The organism is Spirochaetota bacterium, assembly GCA_017999915.1.
GTDB lineage: Bacteria > Spirochaetota > UBA4802 > UBA4802 > UBA5550 > RBG-16-49-21.
On sequence record JAGNKX010000001.1, the window covers coordinates 664,989 to 686,003 of the forward strand.

The window sequence follows — 21,015 nt, forward strand, 5'->3', positions numbered from 1 at the left end:
ATGAAGAGGAATGATAATAAGGGCGATCATCTTATAGAATTACTGAAGAATATCGACCTGGCCTATGCATTCAAGAAAAAAAGGCTGCGCTATATCCAGTATGCATCGAAAAGCAAAGAAATACAATCTCTCCGGGATAATTTTCAGGACCTATGGACAAAAAAGGGGAATCTTAATTTTCTCAAAGATCCGGAATTAACTCAGAACAGCATAGAAATTTTAATGGGTTTATTCGGCGATAGCGATATGGCTGAATATATGCTGAACTGCGACATGGCACTCGTTAACATTGACTGGGGTGAAATCAATGAGTTTTTGAATCTGCATATAGCCAGTGAAACTGCCCGAAAAAACTTGATGTCAATACTAATGGAAGGAATAGACTCTCTGGTTGAACTCGCCCGAAGACAAATACCATACTTTCAACGATACATCCCCACAATGAAGAAATTTATCGGCACCGATATATCTTTGGTGGGACTGACGGAAAACGATCTTGATAATTTGAGGCATTTTATTGAAAGGATCGATGACGTTGCAGGTAATTTGAAAAATGATATTCAATGCTATAAAAAATTTGCAGCTGATTTTTTTACACTGTATCGCGAGAACGCCGAAGTGACCGTTGTCGGTTATGGTGAAATTTCGACCGTTATGCGTTTAAATAAAAAAAACCATCTTCGCAGCGATATTATTGACAGTGAATCGAGATGGATATGGAAAAAAATGCCGCCGTTTCCGACGATGAGCGAGGTTGATCGTTACATGCGACTGTATGAAATGTACAGGCATATTTTAATAGAAGATCTAGGCATTGCTGTTCCTGAACAAACAGCTCGGTATTTTAAGCATAATACATATTTTCTGGTCTATGCAGGCCAGGAGCGGGTCGATGAGAAATGCATTGGTAATGCGCTGATCAGAAGATTAGATGAAGTGAATGCCGTTCATTTGTTGGAAAAAGTGCTGAAAAAACTGGTAGATGTCCATGTGTTTAACAAAAAAAATACAGAGATAAACATAGGTATAGATGCCCAATTTTCAAACTGGGTGCTGGTCTCGCAAACCGGCTCATTGCATGGTATTGCTGATAGTGATACGGTGACATACATTGACACAAGCTCTCCCATGATTCGGATACGGGGAATAGAACAGGTAAACACCGAGATTTTTATAAAGAGCGCAGCTTCATTTCTTCGACCGTTTATTCGTGCCTTTTTTTTGCAGCAGGTCCTCGACAGGTATTATGATCTTCGATCGGTGGTCATCGATATTATCGCAAATCTCTACAAGGAAAAAAGGGCGGATCTTATCGATAGTTTTATCCAATCAACAAATTCATTTTTCAAGAACGCGGGGGTTGTCGTTAAGGATATAAACAGGAAGGAGATTGATGCGTATTATTCCAATGATGCGTTCATCTGGAGATTCTATCAGGCCTCCCGAAAGATCGATCGCTTTGTGACTGAGAAAATCTTGAGAAAACAATACATGTTTAGGATCCCTGAAGCAATAGAACGATAATGCAGCGCATAATCGGAGGTGCCTATGTGCGACACCATGGTGTCCACGCCGGTTTCATCGGCTGATAAAGCAATGATAGTGGGAAAGAACTCGGACAGGGAGCCGAACGAGGCTCAGAATATTACATTCATTCCTGCCATGGATCATCCTGGTGGAGCCAGGGTGCAGTGCACCTATATCACTATCCCGCAGGTAAAACATACCTGCGCTGCCCTTCTCTCAAGACCGTTCTGGATGTATGGCGCTGAAATGGGTGTGAACGAGTATGGCGTTGCCATCGGCAATGAAGCTGTGTTTACTAAAGAGAAATATCACAAAAAAAATGACGCCCTGCTGGGCATGGACATGTTACGGCTGGCGCTGGAAAGATCTCGAAACGCGAAGGGAGCCATTGATGTCATTATTGATTTGCTTGATAGATATGGTCAGGGCGGCGTTCATACAATGGGTGGGACCAAGTATTATCACAATTCATTTATCGTTGCTGATCCTATGGAAGCTTACGTTTTTGAATCCGCGGGAACACAATGGGTTTACAAAAAAGTTACAGATGTCGCCTCAATATCCAACTGCCTTACCATAGAAAGTGATTTTGACAGAACATCATACAATGTTGGCGCGGGGCACAATAATCGGAACGTGACAAATCATGGGCAGCTTTTTAATTTCAAGGAAATTTTCAGTGATAGACTATACACTTACTTTGCTCGGGGAAAAGTGAGAAAGTCCTGCAGTTTTGACATGCTGGCTTCGAAGAAGGGCTCAATTACCAGCAGCGATATGATGAAAGTTCTCAGGAGTCATAACATGATAGAGCCGTATCAACCCGGGAAAAGACCTATGCAAGGGATATGTTTGCATGCCGGTGGGCTCATTTCGTCGCAGACGGTGGGGTCCATGGTGGCGGTTTTGAAAAAGGGACGGCCCCCTCTGGTATATTTTACCGGGACATCGGCTCCATGTATGGGCATATTCAAGCCCCATACGATTGAGAAAAATCAAAAAAAAATGCATTTTGGGTGTCAATCCCGTCCATCGCCTTTCGGGGGATTTGACATATATGGCTCAGCATCGTCATCTTTTGACGAATCAACTCTCTGGTGGACCGGTGAGGTAATACATCGCCATGTACTGATGAACTATTCTTCCCTGATGCCGTTAATTCAATCAAGGAGGAATGAGATTGAAAGCCGTATTATAAGTTCTGTAGAAAAGAAATGGAATACCAGCAGCAGTAAGGATTTCTCGAAAATCTGCAATGGTTATGCTGAAGAATTATTAAAGTTGAATAATGACATTTCAGAAATTATTAAGAAAGAATCTCCTATTTATGCAAACAAAAAGGAAGTTTCCCGGTGGTTTGCCACTCAATGGAATAGCATTAATTCAAAAGCTGGATTTATCTTCTCGGAAAGAGAGTGATGTCTCTATCGATATCATCCTCTGGTGCGGATAAGTCAAAAAATGGGTGTTGAAACCATTACAGCAGGTCTATTTAAAGCTTGAAAAAGCCTCATTGATACTCGGGAATAATTTAATAACCGAGGTCACTTTCGTCAGATCAAGAACTTTCTTTACTTCCTCATTCGCAGCAGCAAGACGCAATTGAGATTTCAAACTTTGATTTATATTCAGGAAAATTCCGATACCCGAGCTTGTTATCATTTTAACATCGCTTAGATCCACAACTAGCTTTTTAATTCCCTTCTCAATTATCGTTTCCTGTAGTTTTTCTTTTAAATCAGGAACATCAAGGGTATGAACTTCTTTCATCACTATTTTGATGACAAATAGGTTTTCGCCTTTATCAGTTACTTCGATCATAGGTATCTCCAGCTATTATTGCTGATAATAGTTTAATTAATATAAAAACAAAAAGTCAACAAATTTTTTATTCACGTATAGGGGAATATTTAAAATAGAATAATCAGGATAATGAGATATCGCATGCCATAGGCGTGATAAAGAGCTAAACATTATAAGCTTGACTAAAATATCGTGATTAATATATAAGATTCAAATTAAATTTAAGCGATTAACAATATCACAATTTTTTGTATTTTTTGCCTGGAATGCAATGTTTCCTTGGGTCAATGTTATTCATGGAATTTTCAGATAATCTTAAAAAAAGCAATATACTGTTAAGGCCGAAATCGACCACTCGGTGGGACTTGCTTTCAGAAATGGTGGATCTTGCCGTCAAGAACAAGGAACTTGATTCCTGTGATTGTGATGAATTGACAAAATCGCTCGTCGAAAGAGAAAAATCGATGAGCACGGGAATCGGCAATGGCGTTGCCATCCCTCATTGCACTACGACGCGAGTGCAGGACATAGTATATATAGTCGCCATCGTTCCGCAGGGCGTCGATTTTGATTCCATCGATAATCAGCCGGTAAAAATCGTTATTCTTCTTCTTGTGCCCAAAAGCAAGCTCACTCAGCACATCAAAACCCTGGCAAATATCGCCAAGCTCATGAGCAATGAAACTCTTCGCAGCACCTTGATAACATTAAAAAATCCCGAAAGCGTCATTAAAACAATTAAAGATTTTGAAAACATCAAAAAGCAGTAACATGATGGACGATGAACGATTGACATGTTCTGATGGCATCCTGAAAGAGGAGGAGCATGAACGGACGCTGAGGCCCTCCCGGTTTGAGGAATTCATAGGCCAGAAAAAGAACACTGAAAATCTTAAGATTTTCATACGGTCCGCCAAAATGAGGAATGTTCCCCTCGACCATGTTCTTCTGGCTGGGCCGCCGGGGCTTGGGAAGACGACTCTGGCTTTCATTATTTCAAGGGAGCTCGGAGTCAACATGAAGGCAACCTCCGCACCGGTCATAGACAAGGCCGGTGATCTCGCATCCATATTGACGGGTCTTGAGGAGCATGATGTTCTCTTCATCGACGAGATTCACAGGCTGTCTCCCGCTATCGAGGAAATACTCTATCCGGCATTGGAAGACCGGTCCCTTGACATAGTCATCGGCCAGGGCATCGGCGCGCGCAGCATTAAGCTGAACCTCGCACCGTTCACCCTCATAGGCGCAACGACAAGAACCGGGCTCCTCACATCGGCGCTGCGCGACCGTTTCGGCATAAACATGCGCCTCGATTATTACTCTATCGAGGAATTGCGGGATATTGCCCTCAGGTCTTCGTCGATCATTCATTGCGATATAGATGAAGAAGCTGCCCTTGAGATAGCCAAGAGATCGCGGAGAACACCCCGCATCGTGAACCGTATATTGAAACGGGTTTCGGATTTTGCCACGGTGGAGGGCCTGAAAAAAATAGATCTAGCCATTACGCGCTTCGCCCTGAAAAAGCTTGAAATAGACGAACTGGGCCTTGACGATATGGACCGGAAATTTCTTTCGGCCATCATACAGAAATACAACGGCGGGCCGGTCGGCATAAAGACCATAGCCATATCGATCGGGGAAGAAATTGACACTCTCGAAGATTATTATGAGCCTTTTCTTGTGCAGGTAGGCTTGCTGAAAAGGACCCCCCGGGGCAGAGTGGCCACCCCAATGGCCTATCAGCACATGGGAATCCCCTATAACGGCTTGAGCGTTGATGCCGGGCAGGAGAATCTTTTTGAAAGTGATGAATAATGTCGAGATTCCGTCAAATTGCCTGATGATGGCGACACCATGGCATTTTGCCTGCCAATTAGTGCTTATTATTTAAACCAACCAGTCCGATATAATAGCAGAGTATTTTATATTCATGGGGATTGTTATGAAAAAGTATAGTATCGTTCTGCTGGCACTATTGGTCCCGGCAATGCTGTTTTCCCAGGATGCAAAAAAAGAGGAAGCCCCCAAGAAAGAGGAAACCCCGAAAAATCAAGGGAATGTTCTAACAAACATTCCTGTGCAGGCGCAATACAGCAATAATTTTGAAATTAAAAACCTCTTCTTCAATAAACGGACCGATGTGGGGGGAAAAGGGGAGATCCTCGAGGTTGAATTTTCCCTGGAAAACCTGACCGATGATCCGATGGATGTATATGTGTTCACCATTGCCACATTTGAAAAAGTTGAAAAGACAAAATCCAGTTTGGAGAGACCGATCCCGCAGCGCGAACGAATAAGAACCTTTGTCACCTATCCGGATGATATTTCAAATTTTACCTATCAGGATACCGATGAAAAGGGCAATGTAAAAAAGGACAAAAACGGGCTGGAAATAGTTAAGCTGGTAAAGTTTCCAAAGAATACTAAAGCCGGGGTTGATCCGAAAACGGGAAAGCCGTATCACCTTGTAGATAAACTGCAGATATATACAACACATCTCAGCAAATACAGAAGAAATTATTATTTCTTCAATAACCTTGCCGTATTGGTTTTTGACAGTGAAGGAAAACCGGCCTTTAGAAAATTATTTGAGATAAAAGGGAAGAGAAATAGATAATTCTATTATCGATCAACGTATTGAATCATAACAAAGGCCTCCATGAGCAATTCTGGGGGCTTTTTCATGCTGCTATGATTTGAATTCGTCAGATCAGATTACTCTCACCATCAAAATATCTTTAACGTTTTTGATCTGTTTGATGACCGCATCATCAATGGCGCTGTCGACATCAATGATATTATAGGCGTATTTGCCTTTGCTCATGTTCAGCATGTTGGCGATATTGATCTTTTTATCCGCCAGGGTCCTGGTTATATGGCCGATAATGGCCGGGATATTGTTGTTGGCGATCAATATGCGCTTCGGCGATTTTTGAATTAATGAACAATCGGGGTAGTTCACTGAATTGATGATGTTCCCTTTTTCAAGAAATTCGCGCAATTGATCGGCTGCCATGCGAGCGCAGTTTTCCTCGGATTCAGGCGTGGATGCTCCGAGATGAGGAATCGGTATGACGCCATCCAGATTGATCAGCTCTTCATCGGGAAAATCAGTTACGTAGCGTGCAACGGTACCATTTTTCAAAGCCTCCTTGAGATCCTTGTTGTTTACCAGGCCGCCGCGGGCGAAATTCAGAATCCGCACGCCCTTTTTCATGATATTGAATTTCTCGCGATTGATCATTCCCCTGGTTGTTTCATCAAGAGGCGCGTGAAGGGTGATAAAATCAGAATCCGAAAGCAGCGAATCGAGGCTTATGGCCCTTCTGACTGAACGGGAGAGCCTCCAGGCAGCCTCGATTGAAATATAGGGATCATAACCCGTCACATCCATGTCCAGAGAAAGCGAATCATTGGCGACGAGAAGACCCACAGCGCCGAGCCCGATTACGCCCAGCTTTTTGCCCTTGATTTCCGGTCCGACAAAATTCGATTTACCCTGCTCAATCAGCTGGGGTATTTCTTCACCCTTGCCGGCCAGGCTCCTCGTCCAGGCTATCCCATCGAATACTTTTCTGGACGACAGGAGCATCCCAAGGATGACCAGCTCCTTCACCGCGTTGGCGTTGGCCCCGGGAGTATTGAAAACGACAATTCCTCTTTGTGAGCATGCATCAACAGGTATGTTGTTGACCCCGGCTCCGGCCCTGGCGATGGCCAGAAGCGATGAGGGAAGCACCATGGATAACATGTCGGCGCTCCTGACCATTATAGCATCAGGATCGGTCATCTCTGAGGCGTGTTCATACAGATCAGCTGGAAAGCGCTTTAATCCCTCGGGGGATATTTTATCAAGTTTATGAATTTTAAACATAGGACCTTTACTTATTGGCGGATTCGAATTTCTTCATGAAATTTACGAGTGTTTTAACGCCTTCAACAGGCATGGCGTTGTAGATACTGGCCCTCATGCCTCCCACGGAGCGGTGACCTTCCAACTGTACGAGACCGTTGTTTCTTGCTTCCTTGATGAATTGAGCTTCGAGTTCCTTGGTTGTGGCTATGAAAGGAATATTCATCAGGGACCGGTCTTCCCTGGTTATGGGACTCTTGAACATGGATGAGCTGTCGAGGAAATCGTATAACAAAGAAGCTTTTTCCTCATTGATTTTTTGCATCTCCGGTACTCCGCCGAGGTCCTTGAGCCATTCAAACACGAGCTTGGCCATATAGATTCCATAGGTGGGAGGCGTGTTATAAAGGGATTTGCTATCGGCATGGGTCTTGAAATTCATCATGGTCGGTGTAATGTCCATGGCATGGCCGATAAGATCGTCGCGGATGATGACAATGGTAAGGCCGGCAGGACCGATGTTTTTCTGTGCGCCGGCAAAGATTATTCCAAATAAAGTAACATCGACAACTTCGGATAAAATATTGGAAGACATGTCAGCAACCAGCGGCACGGAACCAGTATCCGGGTAAGATGTAAAACGCGTGCCCTCTATGGTATTGTTGGTGCAGATGTGAAAATAATCGGCATCGGCCGAAAAAGATGTTTTATTCAGTTTGGGAATATATGAAAATTTTTTATCCTCAGATGAAGCAATAATGTTGCAGGTGCCATACCGCTTTATTTCATCTATTGCTCTCTGGGTCCATGTACCAGTATGGACTATGTCGACTTTCTTGCTTTTGGTAAGGAGGTTCATCGGGATCATGGCGAATTGCGTCGAAGCGCCTCCCTGGAGAAAAAGCACATGATAGTTTTTGGGAATGTTCATGAGATCACGCAGCAAGGACTCGGTGCCTGCAATGATGTCGTCATAGGCCTTTGAGCGGTGGCTCATTTCCATGACAGACATGCCGGTGTCTTTATATTCCACTAATTCGCTAGAGGCTTTTTGCAAAACCGCTTCGGGAAGGACTGCGGGACCTGCTGAAAAATTGTATACTCGTGCCATGGTATGCTCCTGGAAAAAGTTATAGTTCCTTTGGATTAAGGGTAAAAAGGGCTGATAGAAATCTGAATTCCGTGAATATATCAAGGTTACGTATATAGATCGATTTATCGGAAGAACTGATAATCATCGGCGTCATGTTGATGATTCCCCTGATGCCGCCTTCAATCAAGCGGTCCATGATTGTTTCCATGTTACGATCCGGCTCAGTGATGATAGCCATTTCAATATTTTCTTTTTTCAGAACCTGTGGAATTTCATAGGTCGGATAAAGAGGGATTGAAGTTTGCACTGTCTCCAAAATATTTGTATTTGAATCGAACCCGGCTATAATTGAAAAACAAGGCAATGTCGGGGCATGGCCATTGATCAAAATCGAACCGAGGCTGCCAAGGCCAATGATACAGGCATTGCGTTGATTATTGAACCCAAAGGCTTCCTGGATTCTTTTCTGTAATCTATTTATTTTATATCCCGAACCGCTGGTTCCTGATTCGTTGAGATATCCCACATCCTTGCGAATACTATGGGAACCTTCGCCAAGTCTTTTACCGATTTCCTGAGAAGATATGGTTGTTTCACCTTTCTGTCGAAACTCTTCAAGAAGAGAATAGATTTTGCACAATCGTGAAAGTGTGGGTTGGGGTATCTTCGTATTTTTTAATAATTTATTAGAAATAATCATTTATAAATCGTGAAATTATTCACAATATATGTCAAGAAATTATTTTATTCGTGAAATATTTCACTATGTATTATTCTTGAAAGAATGGGATAGTATTTTAGCTTTGCCTTGCAAGAGAAATAATGAATATGATATCGAATGATGTTTTTATAAGGTGAATCAATGGCTACCATTACTGAATTTAAAGGACTCAGGCCTAAAAAAGAATTTGTCGCAAAAGTATCAGCCCTTCCCTATGATGTTGTCAGCAGCGATGAAGCACGGATCCTCGCCGGCGATAATAAGCTGAGCTTTTATCATGTATCAAAACCTGAAATTGATTTTTCCAAGGGCGCTGATCTTCGTAATGATAAAATTTTCATCCATGGCCGGGATTACCTGAAAAAGATGGTGAACGATGGCATATATGTACAGGACGAAACTCCATATCTATATCTCTATACGCAGATCATGGATGGCCGGGAGCAAACGGGCCTGATAGCCTGTGTCAGCATCGATGATTATAATAATAAAATAATCAAAAAACATGAGTTAACCAGGGAAGATAAGGAGATTGAACGGACCAGGCATACTGATATTATAAACGCCAATACGGGCCAGGTTTTCTTGTTTTACCGCGATAACGAAAACAAGCAGTCTCTCATGAAAAAAGCGATGGAGATCGAGCCGGAATATGACTATGTCAGCGGTGATGGCGTACGCCAGATCATCAGGGTAATCAGGGATTCCTCGGTTATTGAAAAATTCAAGGCCGCCTTCAGAGATGATGTGCTTTATATTGCGGACGGGCATCACCGGGCAGCATCGGCCGTAAGGGTAGGCCTGCAGCGTCGTAACAATAATCCTGGCTATACGGGAGTGGAGGAATTTAACCGCTTCATGGCTGTGATATTTCCTCACCGTCAACTGAAAATTATAGCGTATAACCGGATTGTGCATGATTTGAACGGACATACACCGGAAGAACTCATCGCGAAGATATCTGAAAGGTTTTCAGTGGAAAAAACGAAGAATAAGGAATCGGATGCTATTCATGATATCTTCATGTACCTGGGCGGCACATGGCATAAATTGAATCCTCGCTTCGATCCGGGGAATGACCCCATTAACAGCCTTGATGTAAATATACTCCAGGAATATATTCTCGGACCTATTCTCGGCATAGAGGATCCCCGTACGGATAAGCGGATAGATTTCATCGGTGGGAAAAACAGTGTTGAGAAAATTCAAAAAAGAGTGGATAGCGGATCTTCCATGATCGGGTTTTCACTATGCCCGACAAAAATCGAGCAATTGATGAGTGTTTCCGATGGGGATGGCATAATGCCGCCGAAATCGACCTGGTTCGAACCAAAACTCCAAAGCGGCATCGTGCTGCATCTTCTGTAGACAACGGTCCCGTAAATAGCAGCGAAAACTATATTACTTGTTTTTTGGACAGGCGACCACAGTCCCCTTGTCCACAACGCGATGCTCCAGTTCATCGCCAAATTTGCACAAAACGCAATCAGCTCTATTGTCGAGGAAGAAGGAACATTTAACGCATTCCTCAAGTTTCATGGGTTTTTTCATAGTACTTCAATACTCCATCCGGAAGCCTGCTCATATTCTCTATGTTTCCTTTTATAATCAAACATGATACAAAATATTAAGAACCACATCAAGTGAGTAAAGAAATTTTTAAAGGTTAGCGGATTTAATGATGGTATTTATCATATAGCGGGCGAGCTGTTTTCTGGTTTGGTTATCAGGGAGCTTTTTGATATATGCATCTACTATATAGAGCATGCGATTGTCCAGATCCGATATAACCGGCTTAATCGTGTTAACAGTCTGGGGTTGGTCAGAGGAATTCCGCTGTACTACTCCACTGCCTTTGGTTTTCGGATTATCTTTTTGAAAAAGCTTTTCTTCTGAGGGCTCCTTATTCATTGCAAACCGTCCCTATTGATTTAGTGGCAATACTATATGAAAGGAAATCGTGGGATGAAGCATGGTTTTTATAGTATTTACATCCATAGGCAGACTAATTTTTCAGAAAAACTATCCATCCATATTGTCGAAAAAAAGTTACTAGTAAATTATCCAATTTTATTGGGAAACCTGGAAAAATAAATCCGGATGCTCTCTTCTATATATTTTCGATGCATAAATCGGTGTTTTTCGATGCGTTTGTGAAAATTCTTATTAGAGAAGCCCATAATTTATCATGGAATTAGCGTTATCAGTAATTACTGGTAAAATATAACATGATTAAAATAGAGTATTGGAAACGAAATTTTTAAGGCTAAAGATCAGATTTATGTATTAATTCAGCTTGGATCGAAACAGCTATTGTAAATGGCTGATTTTATGATTTTTTGATAAATTAATTGACAATGATTTAAAAATCACAATAATTTCAAAATCATAGTTTTTTATATACAACGACAATTCTTGCTGGTTACTTTTACCAATAAGAATTTGCCCCGGAAACATGATATAAATATACGCCCGGTCATTTAATGAAACTCAATATGTTATATAAGCCCCCGGTGATATGTGTGAGAATGATATTGATTCTGATCACTTTTATATGGATCAATACCGGTCATGCGCAGTTATATGACGGCAGTTACGGTGGCTATAATTATTATGCAGAATCGGTTAATATTAAAAGCATTAATGGGAAATTTTATGCATATATAGTGTTGTTGTTTAATGAAAACCCTCATTTTGTAAACATGATTCAAAAGGATAGCATTCCTTTGAAAATAATGGGAAGCGAGGGGTTTCATATTAAAGAGTATAAGAATTACCTTAATACCCTTCGCGATAAAAAGCTGAAAAACCTGGCAAATCTTTTATTGATGATTTATCTGGAACCGAGGAAGTATGATGTCAAGACGTTGCATTACGTTGAGGAGATTCTTATTGCACGGAACATTATTATAAAATTCTCAAAAGATAAAAATTCATGGGCCGATAAGATTTCTCTTGATTATTGCATATTTGGGAAAAAACAGCTCGTTGATATCAAGCATCCTTTTTTCGAAATAAAGGAGAATATATATAATATTCAACCATTCATCTATTATGATGAATTTTCGACCAGCAATTCCACATTCTATTTTGATATGATTTACATCAATACCGTTGAGGTTGATAATGATTATATCATCGCAAAGAAAATACTTAACGGTGAGAATGTCAGCTCGATGTTTTTTGTTGGGTCCCAGATAACGGATGATATTAAATATTGCCTATCCCAGGCGTTTAAAGATAGAAAGAATATCAAAAACGAAATATGGAAAATGTTCATCATCCATGAGCTGACACATAAAGTTCTCAATAACAAATATAATAATTTTGATCAAGTACAGGGCGAAGAGCTTTCTCTGGGGAGCACCATGTATTATAATCCCCTGCTTGGATTGTCGGTATTATACAGCTATCTCAATTACAATGCCATCAATCCCCATCGTGTGGCGGCGATGAATTACGTTCGGTTTATTTCTAAAAGCATGGGCAAGTCGGAAATAATTGATAATCCGGGGATGATAAAATTTCTGCCCCACGGGGAATTGCAGAATCTTTCAAAAAAGCATTTTTCCGCTAATTTAAAAAAACAATAGCCAATCATGAACTAAGGCGTATCGGGTTCTTTATCTTCAGATCACGAAAAGCGAGTTTTTTGTCGCCTGTAAATGTATTGATATCCACAATGTCGCTCAGATCAGGCATTTTCCTTGTGTATAGAGAGGACTCGATTTTTTCCCATGCCTCTATGGTTTTTTCACAGGATAAAGCCAGTAAATTATGTATGGATTCATAGTGTAATCCAGGCTTGCCAGCGGGGTTTTCCCAGCGTTCCCGGTGAAGGTTCAAAATATTCTTGTTGTAACGTTTATTCATCGGATAACGGATAATAAAATTCGAATAAAGAAGATTGTTTCTCCGGAGGTACCTTAAAAAATCTGCAAGGCGGACGCTGTTTGTCCGTTTCAGCCGATAAGCGATTCTGATGCAGGAGGGGAGAATTGCCAGAGAGCTTATTGAGGGGAGAGTCTCGGAGCCGGATTTGTTTTTGTAGGGAAGGATCATTTTTCGATAGATATCCGGGTAGGTGATTTTGATAGATTCCAGAATAAATGTTTGCAAGGAATGATCAAGGATTGTTTTTGAAAAATATTTTTGCCGCGGAAGCATGTCATCCAGCTTGAATAAAAATTCTTTGCTGCGCTCATCATGGTACTGAAAATAGTTATCAAGATTGTATTTAAACAGAAGGTTCTGCTCGCGATAATAATTGATTTCTTTTTTTGATGTGCTGTTGGGAAAACCCGAATAATAAAAGATGAAAGGATTAAAAATCGAATCAGTCATGATGTGGGAGATAAATCCGTACAGATATGAACGCTGTGCAGCCGCCCATTCGTTATTTTTATCAGGATACACATGAATCTTATTCACCATCGTTTGTAAAAGTCTGGTAAAACCCCCATCGTGAAGAAAGAATGATATGGTTGTACCGTTAAGCACAGGGTTTCCCCATGGAGGGATGTAGTCAAAAATGTTTGGGCCTATTGACCCGTAGAGGCCGGCAGCATAATGGTCAGGAGAAAGGAAGAGTGCTTCGATCGATCTGAGAAGATAGCTTTTTTTTTCTCTCCTGGATAATAGCGATATGGATTCCTTGAGAACCCTGCTGTGAGTTACAATTCCCGGCATAGTGATGTTGTTTTCAGGATGCTATTTACCCGCCTTTTTTTTCAAAAGCTCAATCTCGGCGAGCCATCTCTTCGAGTAGTAAGATCCCCATATCTCAGGAACAGCGAGCCGTTCGGCAATATCCAGATTTTGCAGGGCCTTTTCCTTGTTGTCATCCTGTATAAGAGCCTCGGCATAGAACATGAAGTTCTGCGGGTTCTCCGGATGATTGGCCGTTGCTTTTTCCAGTAGTTCCAGGGACTTGTCAAGATCGCCTATGCCGGTGGGCCACGCAGGGGCCTTGAGATACATCATGCCGAGAACGCGGAGGGGTCCTCCGGCATCAAGGGCTTCGACTTTTTGAGCGGTTTTCAGAGCCTGATGAATTTCGGGAAGCTGCTTGAGCGCGAAAAGGCCTCTCATCTGGACAATTAATCCCTGGTTAAGGGCAAAATAGTAACATGCCTCAGGATTATCGTCGTTAATGCCAACAGACCGTGCGGCTTTAACGCCGATTTCAGCGCTTTTCTTTATCTTGTCCTCATCGCCATCGATGGAATCAGCCACCAGGAAAGCGAGCCGCGAAAGGACCAGAGCGGTATTCTTGCTTTTCTTGTCGATGAAATTAGCCTGTACGGCCAGGCGCAGGGCATAAACCTTTTGCCCGAAGGACGCGGATCGTGTTCCGAGCGTATCTGCCAGGTCGGTAAGGGCCCTGGGGTTGTTAACAATCGGCAATGAATGTATGTCCGCGTTTAAGTAATCCGGTTCCGTACGTTCACCGGCCTGCATTACCTGGTTGGTCCTGACCAGTTCCTGATGAATTCCGCATCCGGTACATACTATCGTGATTAATAAACTACTTATTGCCTTCGTATTTAGTAATCTCATTTTTCAGAGTCTCCGCTTCAAGTTTGTCAAAACCGTCAATTCCAAAGTTCTTGCACGCATCTTTGGTGTCTGCCTGGTTGCACATTCTGGTCACGGCATTGACGATTTTATTCTTGGCGGCGTTGTTGGTTTTTGTATTCGTCATCATCAATCCCAGGGCGGGCATTTTTGAGGATTGAAAGATCACTTCAATTTTATTGAACACATCCAGATTTTTAAGGCTGTTATACTGCATATTATTGAGAAGAACGGCATCGAACTGACCTGATGTGAGCTTGCGGACCGCCGAGAGGGGCCGGTTGGAAGGCTTCAGTTGAAAATGCTTCGTTACATCAATTTTATTATCGAATATCACTTTATTGATGAATTTCGTATCTTCATACAGAATGTTCCCGGCAAGAACCTTTCCTTTCAGCTGTTTCAATGATTTGTAAGCACCTTTTTTTACGATCAGATAATACTGTTCCTTGTCATCTCCGCCTATTTTAACCACTGCAAGCGGCGACAGGTTCATTGATTTTTTATTGGCCAGATAAAATCCGAGGGATCCCATGATATAGGAGTTTTTATTCTGTTTTATGTAAGATTTTGCATCAGATATATTATTGAAATATTTCCCCTGAAGGGAATCCTTTTTCATGGATGTCAGCTTTGTCAATGATGTCATGAACTGGGATATAATTTTCTCGCCTTCCTCTCCGGTATCGGGACCACCGAGAAATATTACGGCAAAATTGATTTTTTCAGCACAGTACCCTTTTGAATGAAAAGGAAAGAAAAAAACGGCGCACACAATCACTGTTATTAAAGCTAAGAATTTCTTGCTATTCATCAGGAAAATCTCCTTTGTCTTATATAATTTAAATACAAATTAAACGTCACTGAAAAATAAATTGGAGGATTACATATTTGTTAGTATTGAATCATTCCTGAATTATTTGAAAGAGGTTTATTTAATATGTACATTTTCTTCATTATTATCATCAATGTCAACGAATTTTTAGAATGACAGAAGCGCAGGCATTTTGGACTAAAAAACGTTAACATAAATATTACGAGATTTAGATACATAAATATGTGATAAAGTTTTACGATTAATAATATCATTAAAAATTTTTTATAGCAATGATGCATTGTATTCATTTTTGTAAGCAATAGATTCAAATAATGTGATTTGAATAGTATTGAGCAGTAATTATAAAAAAGATATCCAATCTAACACTATATTTTTATTAAGTAATATATGTAGGTCGTATCTATTGTGCATATGTGCGTTATAACATTTTTTTTGTATTACAAAAAAAAAGTTGTTTTATTATGTAACTAATAATTATTAGATATGGTTTTAAATAATTAAAGTTATGTAATTTGCGAATAAATCTAAGTCAATGCTACTATTAAACTTAATCCTATCTTATATCCATGGTCGCTGTTGATCGTATATGTTTGCAAAATTAATGCATATTTGTATGTAGGGAAGGAGCAGGGAATAGCACGAGATTGATAATGCATATTGGCTGGATGCATTACTGATTGTAACAACTATCAAGAATAATTATTCATTGTAGAGAGTATTATGCAAAAGAAAATCCTGAATTATATTTATAATCTATCTTTGAAGCGGGGAAAACTGCTCCTGATTGTCATGTCGCTTATAACCGTCATTCTCGGCGCATTTATTCCTCGACTCATCATTTCCTCATCACAGCAAAATCTTATCCCCAAAGACGATCCTGAACAGGCCAAGTATATTCAATTCAACAAGGAATTCGGTTCTTCAGACAATCTTATCCTTGTTCTTGAAGGGGATAGCGATGCATGCAAGGAATATGCCGATGATTTCGCCCGTGAAATCGGCAAAGAACAAAAATGGGTCAAATCGATATTTTATAAAGTTGACGCGAGCGTATTGCTGAAAAGGGCCCCTCTTTATGTTCCGGTTGAAGATTTAAACAAGGGCTTCGAGCTGATACAGAAAAAAAAGGGGATGATAGCAAGGATCCAGAATGTGTCAAATCTTCATGCCCTTCTCAATGAGATCAATAAGAGCTTCAAGGATCCGAACAGCGATATCAATGTCGAATCCGCGACAAAAATCATATCTTTTCTGAATGTGCTTTTCCGCGAATGGAACGAGTGGATCGACAACCCGAATCAGAATAAATTGAAATTAGCTGAAAAGCTTTCCCAGTCAGGGTTTCCCCAGCTGGCAATACTGCAGAGCGAGGGTTACCTGTTTTCCCGCGATTTTAAAATGATGTACCTCTTCATTCAACCCCGGAATTATAACGATGAAATTACTTATTTAAAGCCTTTTATGGAAGATATCCGTGCAGCGTGCGACAGGGCGAAAAAGACACATCCGGAATTGCAGAATAAAATCAAGGTGGCTTTTACCGGGATGCCCGCACACGTGCTCACTCAGACTGAGGTGATTTATTCTGATGTCGGCCATGCGGCTATTTTGTCGGTTATTATTGTTGCGCTCGTTCTCCTGATCGGTTTTCGCTCAATTAAAAAAATGATAATCGGTATTATTCCGACGGTAGCGGGTCTTGCCATATCGTTGGGAATTATAACAATAGTGCTGGGCAAGCTGAATCTTATCAGCTCATCCTTTATGGCCGTTCTTTTCGGTATAGGAATCGATTTCGGTATTTACCTGCTGCAGCGCACGGAAGAGGAACTGGGGAACGGGCTGTCGCAGAATGAAGCGATATATAAATCGGTCGTTCTCACCAGCCGCTCAATCATATCGGGCGGACTCACGACCAGCCTTGCTTTTTTTGCCCTGTCCCTTTCCAGGTTCCAGGGATACTCGGAACTTGGATTCGCGGCCGGCGTGGGCCTCATTGTCGTCTTGTTTACAACGTTCCTCATGATGCCGGCGCTGCTTATGAATATCCCGGTCGAGCCCAGGGATTATCATGTAAAGGAGACCATTAACGAGACAGTTAAGCTGGAAAGAAAAAAGATCCATTTAGTGCTGATTAGCGCCTGTGTCATAATCTCAATTGTAAGCATAATTGCGGCAACTAGGATCAAGATGGATTTTAATGTGATCAAAATGCTGCCAAGCAACACTGAATCGACCATCTACCAGAATAGGATGGAAGATGAAAGCGATTACAAGATGTCTTTTGCGATGATAACCGACAAGGACCTCAATCACCTGAAAAGCATTACCGACAAGGTTGAAAAATTGTCAACGGTCAGCAAAGTTGACTCCCTGGCAGGGCTAATTCCGCCGGAGCAGGAAGAGAAGCTGAAAATTATTAAAAAATTTAAACCACTATTGGGGAACTTCCGTATCGAGCTGAAGGATAATAATCAAAGCGGGGCGGATTTTATTGCCGTCCTTGACCGGATGAACTCCTATTTCGAGGATGCCCAGGAAAAGGCCTTTGCCGGAAACCAGAAGAATCTGGTGGAGCAGCTCGATAACATCGCCAACAATATTGAAAGTATAAAGACCAAATTGGCCGCAGATAAGGACGGCATGGCATTGGCCAGGACTAAAAAATTCGAGAAGGAGCTTTTCGTCAATTTAGCCAAAGCCACACAGATTATCCGCGATAGCTTCAATCCGTCGATCGTCACTGAAGCCACGTTCCCCAAAGAGATTATAAACCGATTTAAGAGCGACCAGGGGACCTACGTGGCAATGGTGTCTCCAAAAGGATCGATGTGGGACGTCGACTTTCTTGACAAATTTGTCACCGAGCTTAAGAGCGTTACACCCAATGTGACTGGTTTTCCCGTGACTCACCGCGTTTATGTCCGCCAGGCTGTTACCGCCGTGTTTCAATCTATGCTTTACTCATTCTTTGTTATTCTGGTGCTTCTGATCATTGATTTTCGAAGTATTCGCGGGGTGCTTCTTTCATTGATGCCGTTGTTAATTGGAATGTTGTGGCTTCAACTGTTTCTGTATATATTCGGCGTTGATTATAATGTTGCCAATGTCGCGGGGCTGCCGTTGTTGCTTGGCCTCGGTATCGTATATGGTCTCCGGATTGTTCACAGATGGAGGGAAGATACGACAATCACGGCCTTTGCCGCTACAAGGACAACAGGAAAGGGTCTGGCCTTTGCAGCGCTTGCAATCATCGCGGGATTAGTCAGTATTGTATTTGCGCGTCATACAGGAGTATCCGCCTTCGGTAAAATACTTCTTATCGGCATTATCTTGTGCATGTTTACCGCGCTTATTATCCTGCCGGCATTCATCGACTATATGTATGTGATGAAGAACAAGGAAGGAGCGCCGGAGGTAAAGGGTACCGGCATGGATGCTGTTGTTGATCCACAGAAGGACAGTCCTGTAAAAAAGAAAGCGCCATCTAAGGCGAATAGCAGATCCAAAAAAACCGTTGCTGTTAAAAAGACAGTCAAAAAGTCGACCAGAAAAAAGAAATAAAAAGATTCATCTCTAGTTCGATATAAGTAAAATACAATTGAAATTAAAAGGCATCTAGATAGATGCCTTTTTTATTTGAGATTGAAATTCAATGAATTCAATTATTTTTTATCATTGCCTTGACTAAATGATAATTATCCCCTATTGTATTATTATATGAAAAAGCGCCATTCAATGTTACAAGCGAATAGAATAAAGCGCTGCATAAGCGAATTACTACGAGGGTAATATGAAAAAACATTCAGTGATAGTGGCAGTGGCGCTTATCTGTGGCATATGGTATGGATCACTGGCCGAGGAAACAGTTGAAACAAGTAAGATCATATCGGTGAAGCTCTACCAGAACCAGGCGACGATAGTGCGGCAGGCGCGGCTAAAGCTCGAAAAGGGACTCAACACGGTCGTCATCAGCAATCTTTCGCCGCTGTTATACGACTGGTCGGTCAGGGGAAGTCTGCCTGCCGGGTTCGGCGGTAAGATCAATTCCATCGAAGTGGAGCAAAAGGCCCTCGTTCAGAAAAGGCAGCGGAACATTGTAACGATTGAGGAGAAGCTGGAAGGACTGCGTGAAAAGGACCAGGTTTGCATCGATGAGCTGAAAAATATAAATTCCCAGGAAAAGTTCCTTAATTCGATTCTGGAATTTACCAACGCCACGGTATCAAAGGAACTGGCGACCCGCATTCCCCAGATAAGCCTCTGGGACAATACCCTCGAATATGTATCCACCAAGATGAACAATCTGCTTCGTGAAAAACGAAAGATCGAAAAGGAGAGAGAAAAAATCGGCAAAGAGATCCAGAAATGGGAATTTGAACTGTCCCAGATAGCGGGTACTACCTATTTCAGAAATTATCAGACGTTGAACAAGGCAATTCTGGATAACAGGTCTGCTTTGAATATACAGCAATATGCCGGCAATACCGGCGAGTACGGTGAAAAAAAGAGGCTATTCAAAAATCCCACGGAGAAAGTGGATATTGAAAAAAGACTGAATGTCAGCATCTACTCGCCGGAAAATACCGAGATTGATTTGAATGTCAGCTATGTCATTCCGGAAACCAGGTGGCAGATGAAATATGACATAAGGGCCAGCGGTAAAAAAAAGAATGCCATGATGGTGATATACGGCGATATCTACCAAAAGACCGGAGAGAACTGGGAAAATATCAGCCTCTCCCTGTCCACGGGAGCGCCGATAAACACTATCAGCCCCCCGGAGCTCCGGCCATGGTATCTCGATCTGGAGCCGACATACAGGGAAGAGAGCACCGGCAGAAAGGATAAAAAATATGCGTCCGAAATGACTAAAAGAGTAATGCCTGTGGAAGATGAAAAGCAGAAGGAAGAGGAATATCAGACCACCATACGGGAAGAAGGATCGTATTTTGCGATCACAATTCCGTCAAAGCAGAATATAGCGTCATCAACGAAGTATCAAAAAAAATATGTAAAGGAATATGAACTGGAAGGGGAAAACAAGGTCAGATTCTATTATGAATTGACCCCCGAGAAGACGAACAACGCCTTTTTAAAGGCGACCCTAAAAAATTCGACGGAACTGCCGTGGCTTGACGGTGAGGCCCAGATTTTTTTGGAAAATGAGTTTATGGGAAAGGTTGCAATTCCCTTTACGCCGCCGGGAAAGGATCGGGAGCTTGTGCTGGGGACAGAATCAAGGATCACCGCATTGAAGGAGCTGGTTAAAAAATATGAGGAAACAGCCGGCGCACTGGGCGGAAAGCGTAGAATCAAATACTCGTATAAAGTGACAATTGAGAATCAGCTGCCTCGAAGCGAGGACCTGGTCATCACCGACGCGTTCCCGGTCTCAAGAAATGAAAAGATAAAGCTGGAAATCGAGAATATATCGGTGCCCTTTATGAAGGATGAGGAATTTGAAAAATCCACCCCCTATTCCCAGGGTATAAGGAAATGGAAACTGGCCATGGAGCCCCACGCGAAAAAAGTGATCACCTACGATATCATTATTACTTTCGATAAAGAAAACAGGGTATGGGGTATCAGGTAAT

The 21,015-nt window shown here is 41.8% G+C and carries 16 protein-coding genes; 9 read left to right on the forward strand and 7 right to left on the reverse strand.

Translation table 11 applies throughout. The features are described 5' to 3' along the window. Both KA369_02800 and KA369_02805 read left to right on the forward strand, forming a co-directional pair. Entirely contained in the window at positions 1-1,524 is a 1,524-nt protein-coding gene (locus tag KA369_02800; GenBank protein ID MBP7734881.1) for a hypothetical protein, read from the forward strand. Between the two features lie 24 nt (positions 1,525-1,548). Then, positions 1,549-2,946, forward strand: a complete 1,398-nt coding sequence (locus KA369_02805) for a C69 family dipeptidase (GenBank protein ID MBP7734882.1) — start codon at positions 1,549-1,551, stop codon at positions 2,944-2,946. 69 nt (positions 2,947-3,015) lie between these two features. Here KA369_02805 and KA369_02810 read toward each other — a convergent pair whose 3' ends face one another. After that, positions 3,016-3,348, reverse strand: coding sequence for an STAS domain-containing protein (locus tag KA369_02810; GenBank protein MBP7734883.1), 333 nt, complete (start codon positions 3,346-3,348; stop codon positions 3,016-3,018). Between the two features lie 278 nt (positions 3,349-3,626). On the opposite strand from KA369_02810, the gene KA369_02815 reads away from it, so the two are divergent. The 3 genes from KA369_02815 (at position 3,627) to KA369_02825 (ending at position 5,953) form a co-directional block, all read left to right on the forward strand. Next, positions 3,627-4,100, forward strand: coding sequence for a PTS sugar transporter subunit IIA (locus tag KA369_02815; GenBank protein ID MBP7734884.1), 474 nt, complete (start codon positions 3,627-3,629; stop codon positions 4,098-4,100). A 4-nt stretch (positions 4,101-4,104) separates the two neighbouring features. Next, positions 4,105-5,151, forward strand: coding sequence for a Holliday junction branch migration DNA helicase RuvB (ruvB, locus tag KA369_02820; protein ID MBP7734885.1), 1,047 nt, complete (start codon positions 4,105-4,107; stop codon positions 5,149-5,151). 127 nt (positions 5,152-5,278) lie between these two features. Continuing rightward, entirely contained in the window at positions 5,279-5,953 is a 675-nt protein-coding gene (locus tag KA369_02825; GenBank protein MBP7734886.1) for a hypothetical protein, read from the forward strand. A 93-nt stretch (positions 5,954-6,046) separates the two neighbouring features. Here KA369_02825 and KA369_02830 read toward each other — a convergent pair whose 3' ends face one another. From KA369_02830 to KA369_02840, 3 genes are read right to left on the reverse strand one after another with little or no spacing between them, the layout of a single operon-like run. Next, a complete protein-coding gene (locus KA369_02830; protein ID MBP7734887.1) occupies positions 6,047-7,210 on the reverse strand; it encodes a 3-phosphoglycerate dehydrogenase in 1,164 nt (387 codons plus the stop codon). Between the two features lie 7 nt (positions 7,211-7,217). Then, the gene (gene serC / locus KA369_02835; GenBank protein MBP7734888.1) at positions 7,218-8,300 is read right to left on the reverse strand and encodes a 3-phosphoserine/phosphohydroxythreonine transaminase; all 1,083 of its coding nucleotides are present in this window, start codon (positions 8,298-8,300) and stop codon (positions 7,218-7,220) included. A 19-nt stretch (positions 8,301-8,319) separates the two neighbouring features. Further along, positions 8,320-8,982 carry a redox-sensing transcriptional repressor Rex gene (locus tag KA369_02840; protein MBP7734889.1) on the reverse strand — a complete coding sequence of 221 codons (663 nt, stop codon included), beginning with the start codon at positions 8,980-8,982 and terminating at the stop codon, positions 8,320-8,322. A 162-nt stretch (positions 8,983-9,144) separates the two neighbouring features. Here KA369_02840 and KA369_02845 point away from each other — a divergent pair, with 162 nt between their 5' ends. After that, the gene (locus KA369_02845; protein MBP7734890.1) at positions 9,145-10,371 is read left to right on the forward strand and encodes a DUF1015 domain-containing protein; all 1,227 of its coding nucleotides are present in this window, start codon (positions 9,145-9,147) and stop codon (positions 10,369-10,371) included. A gap of 1,166 nt (positions 10,372-11,537) precedes the next feature. Continuing rightward, positions 11,538-12,596: a hypothetical protein gene (locus KA369_02850; GenBank protein MBP7734891.1), complete on the forward strand. Its 1,059-nt coding sequence runs from the start codon at positions 11,538-11,540 to the stop codon at positions 12,594-12,596. Positions 12,597-12,600: 4 nt separating this feature from the next. Here the strand turns inward: KA369_02850 and KA369_02855 are convergent, their stop codons facing one another. From KA369_02855 to KA369_02865, 3 genes are all read right to left on the reverse strand, one after another. After that, on the reverse strand, positions 12,601-13,692 hold the full coding sequence (locus KA369_02855) for a hypothetical protein (protein MBP7734892.1): 1,092 nt from the start codon (positions 13,690-13,692) through the stop codon (positions 12,601-12,603). Positions 13,693-13,713: 21 nt separating this feature from the next. Beyond that, positions 13,714-14,409: a hypothetical protein gene (locus KA369_02860; protein MBP7734893.1), complete on the reverse strand. Its 696-nt coding sequence runs from the start codon at positions 14,407-14,409 to the stop codon at positions 13,714-13,716. Between the two features lie 121 nt (positions 14,410-14,530). Further along, positions 14,531-15,394, reverse strand: coding sequence for a PhnD/SsuA/transferrin family substrate-binding protein (locus KA369_02865; GenBank protein ID MBP7734894.1), 864 nt, complete (start codon positions 15,392-15,394; stop codon positions 14,531-14,533). 744 nt (positions 15,395-16,138) lie between these two features. On the opposite strand from KA369_02865, the gene KA369_02870 reads away from it, so the two are divergent. After that, the gene (locus KA369_02870; GenBank protein ID MBP7734895.1) at positions 16,139-18,982 is read left to right on the forward strand and encodes an MMPL family transporter; all 2,844 of its coding nucleotides are present in this window, start codon (positions 16,139-16,141) and stop codon (positions 18,980-18,982) included. A gap of 229 nt (positions 18,983-19,211) precedes the next feature. Further along, positions 19,212-21,014: a DUF4139 domain-containing protein gene (locus KA369_02875; GenBank protein ID MBP7734896.1), complete on the forward strand. Its 1,803-nt coding sequence runs from the start codon at positions 19,212-19,214 to the stop codon at positions 21,012-21,014. Position 21,015 lies beyond the last annotated feature (1 nt).

Coding starts and splice junctions, on each gene's coding strand:
- KA369_02805 (MBP7734882.1), top strand. CDS start 1,549: ATGTGCGACACCATGGTGTCCACGCCGGTTTCATCGGCTGATAAAGCA.
- KA369_02865 (MBP7734894.1), bottom strand. CDS start 15,394: ATGAATAGCAAGAAATTCTTAGCTTTAATAACAGTGATTGTGTGCGCC.
- ruvB (MBP7734885.1), top strand. CDS start 4,105: ATGGACGATGAACGATTGACATGTTCTGATGGCATCCTGAAAGAGGAG.
- serC (MBP7734888.1), bottom strand. CDS start 8,300: ATGGCACGAGTATACAATTTTTCAGCAGGTCCCGCAGTCCTTCCCGAA.
- KA369_02825 (MBP7734886.1), top strand. CDS start 5,279: ATGAAAAAGTATAGTATCGTTCTGCTGGCACTATTGGTCCCGGCAATG.
- KA369_02840 (MBP7734889.1), bottom strand. CDS start 8,982: ATGATTATTTCTAATAAATTATTAAAAAATACGAAGATACCCCAACCC.
- KA369_02815 (MBP7734884.1), top strand. CDS start 3,627: ATGGAATTTTCAGATAATCTTAAAAAAAGCAATATACTGTTAAGGCCG.
- KA369_02870 (MBP7734895.1), top strand. CDS start 16,139: ATGCAAAAGAAAATCCTGAATTATATTTATAATCTATCTTTGAAGCGG.
- KA369_02855 (MBP7734892.1), bottom strand. CDS start 13,692: ATGCCGGGAATTGTAACTCACAGCAGGGTTCTCAAGGAATCCATATCG.
- KA369_02875 (MBP7734896.1), top strand. CDS start 19,212: ATGAAAAAACATTCAGTGATAGTGGCAGTGGCGCTTATCTGTGGCATA.
- KA369_02800 (MBP7734881.1), top strand. CDS start 1: ATGAAGAGGAATGATAATAAGGGCGATCATCTTATAGAATTACTGAAG.
- KA369_02830 (MBP7734887.1), bottom strand. CDS start 7,210: ATGTTTAAAATTCATAAACTTGATAAAATATCCCCCGAGGGATTAAAG.
- KA369_02845 (MBP7734890.1), top strand. CDS start 9,145: ATGGCTACCATTACTGAATTTAAAGGACTCAGGCCTAAAAAAGAATTT.
- KA369_02810 (MBP7734883.1), bottom strand. CDS start 3,348: ATGATCGAAGTAACTGATAAAGGCGAAAACCTATTTGTCATCAAAATA.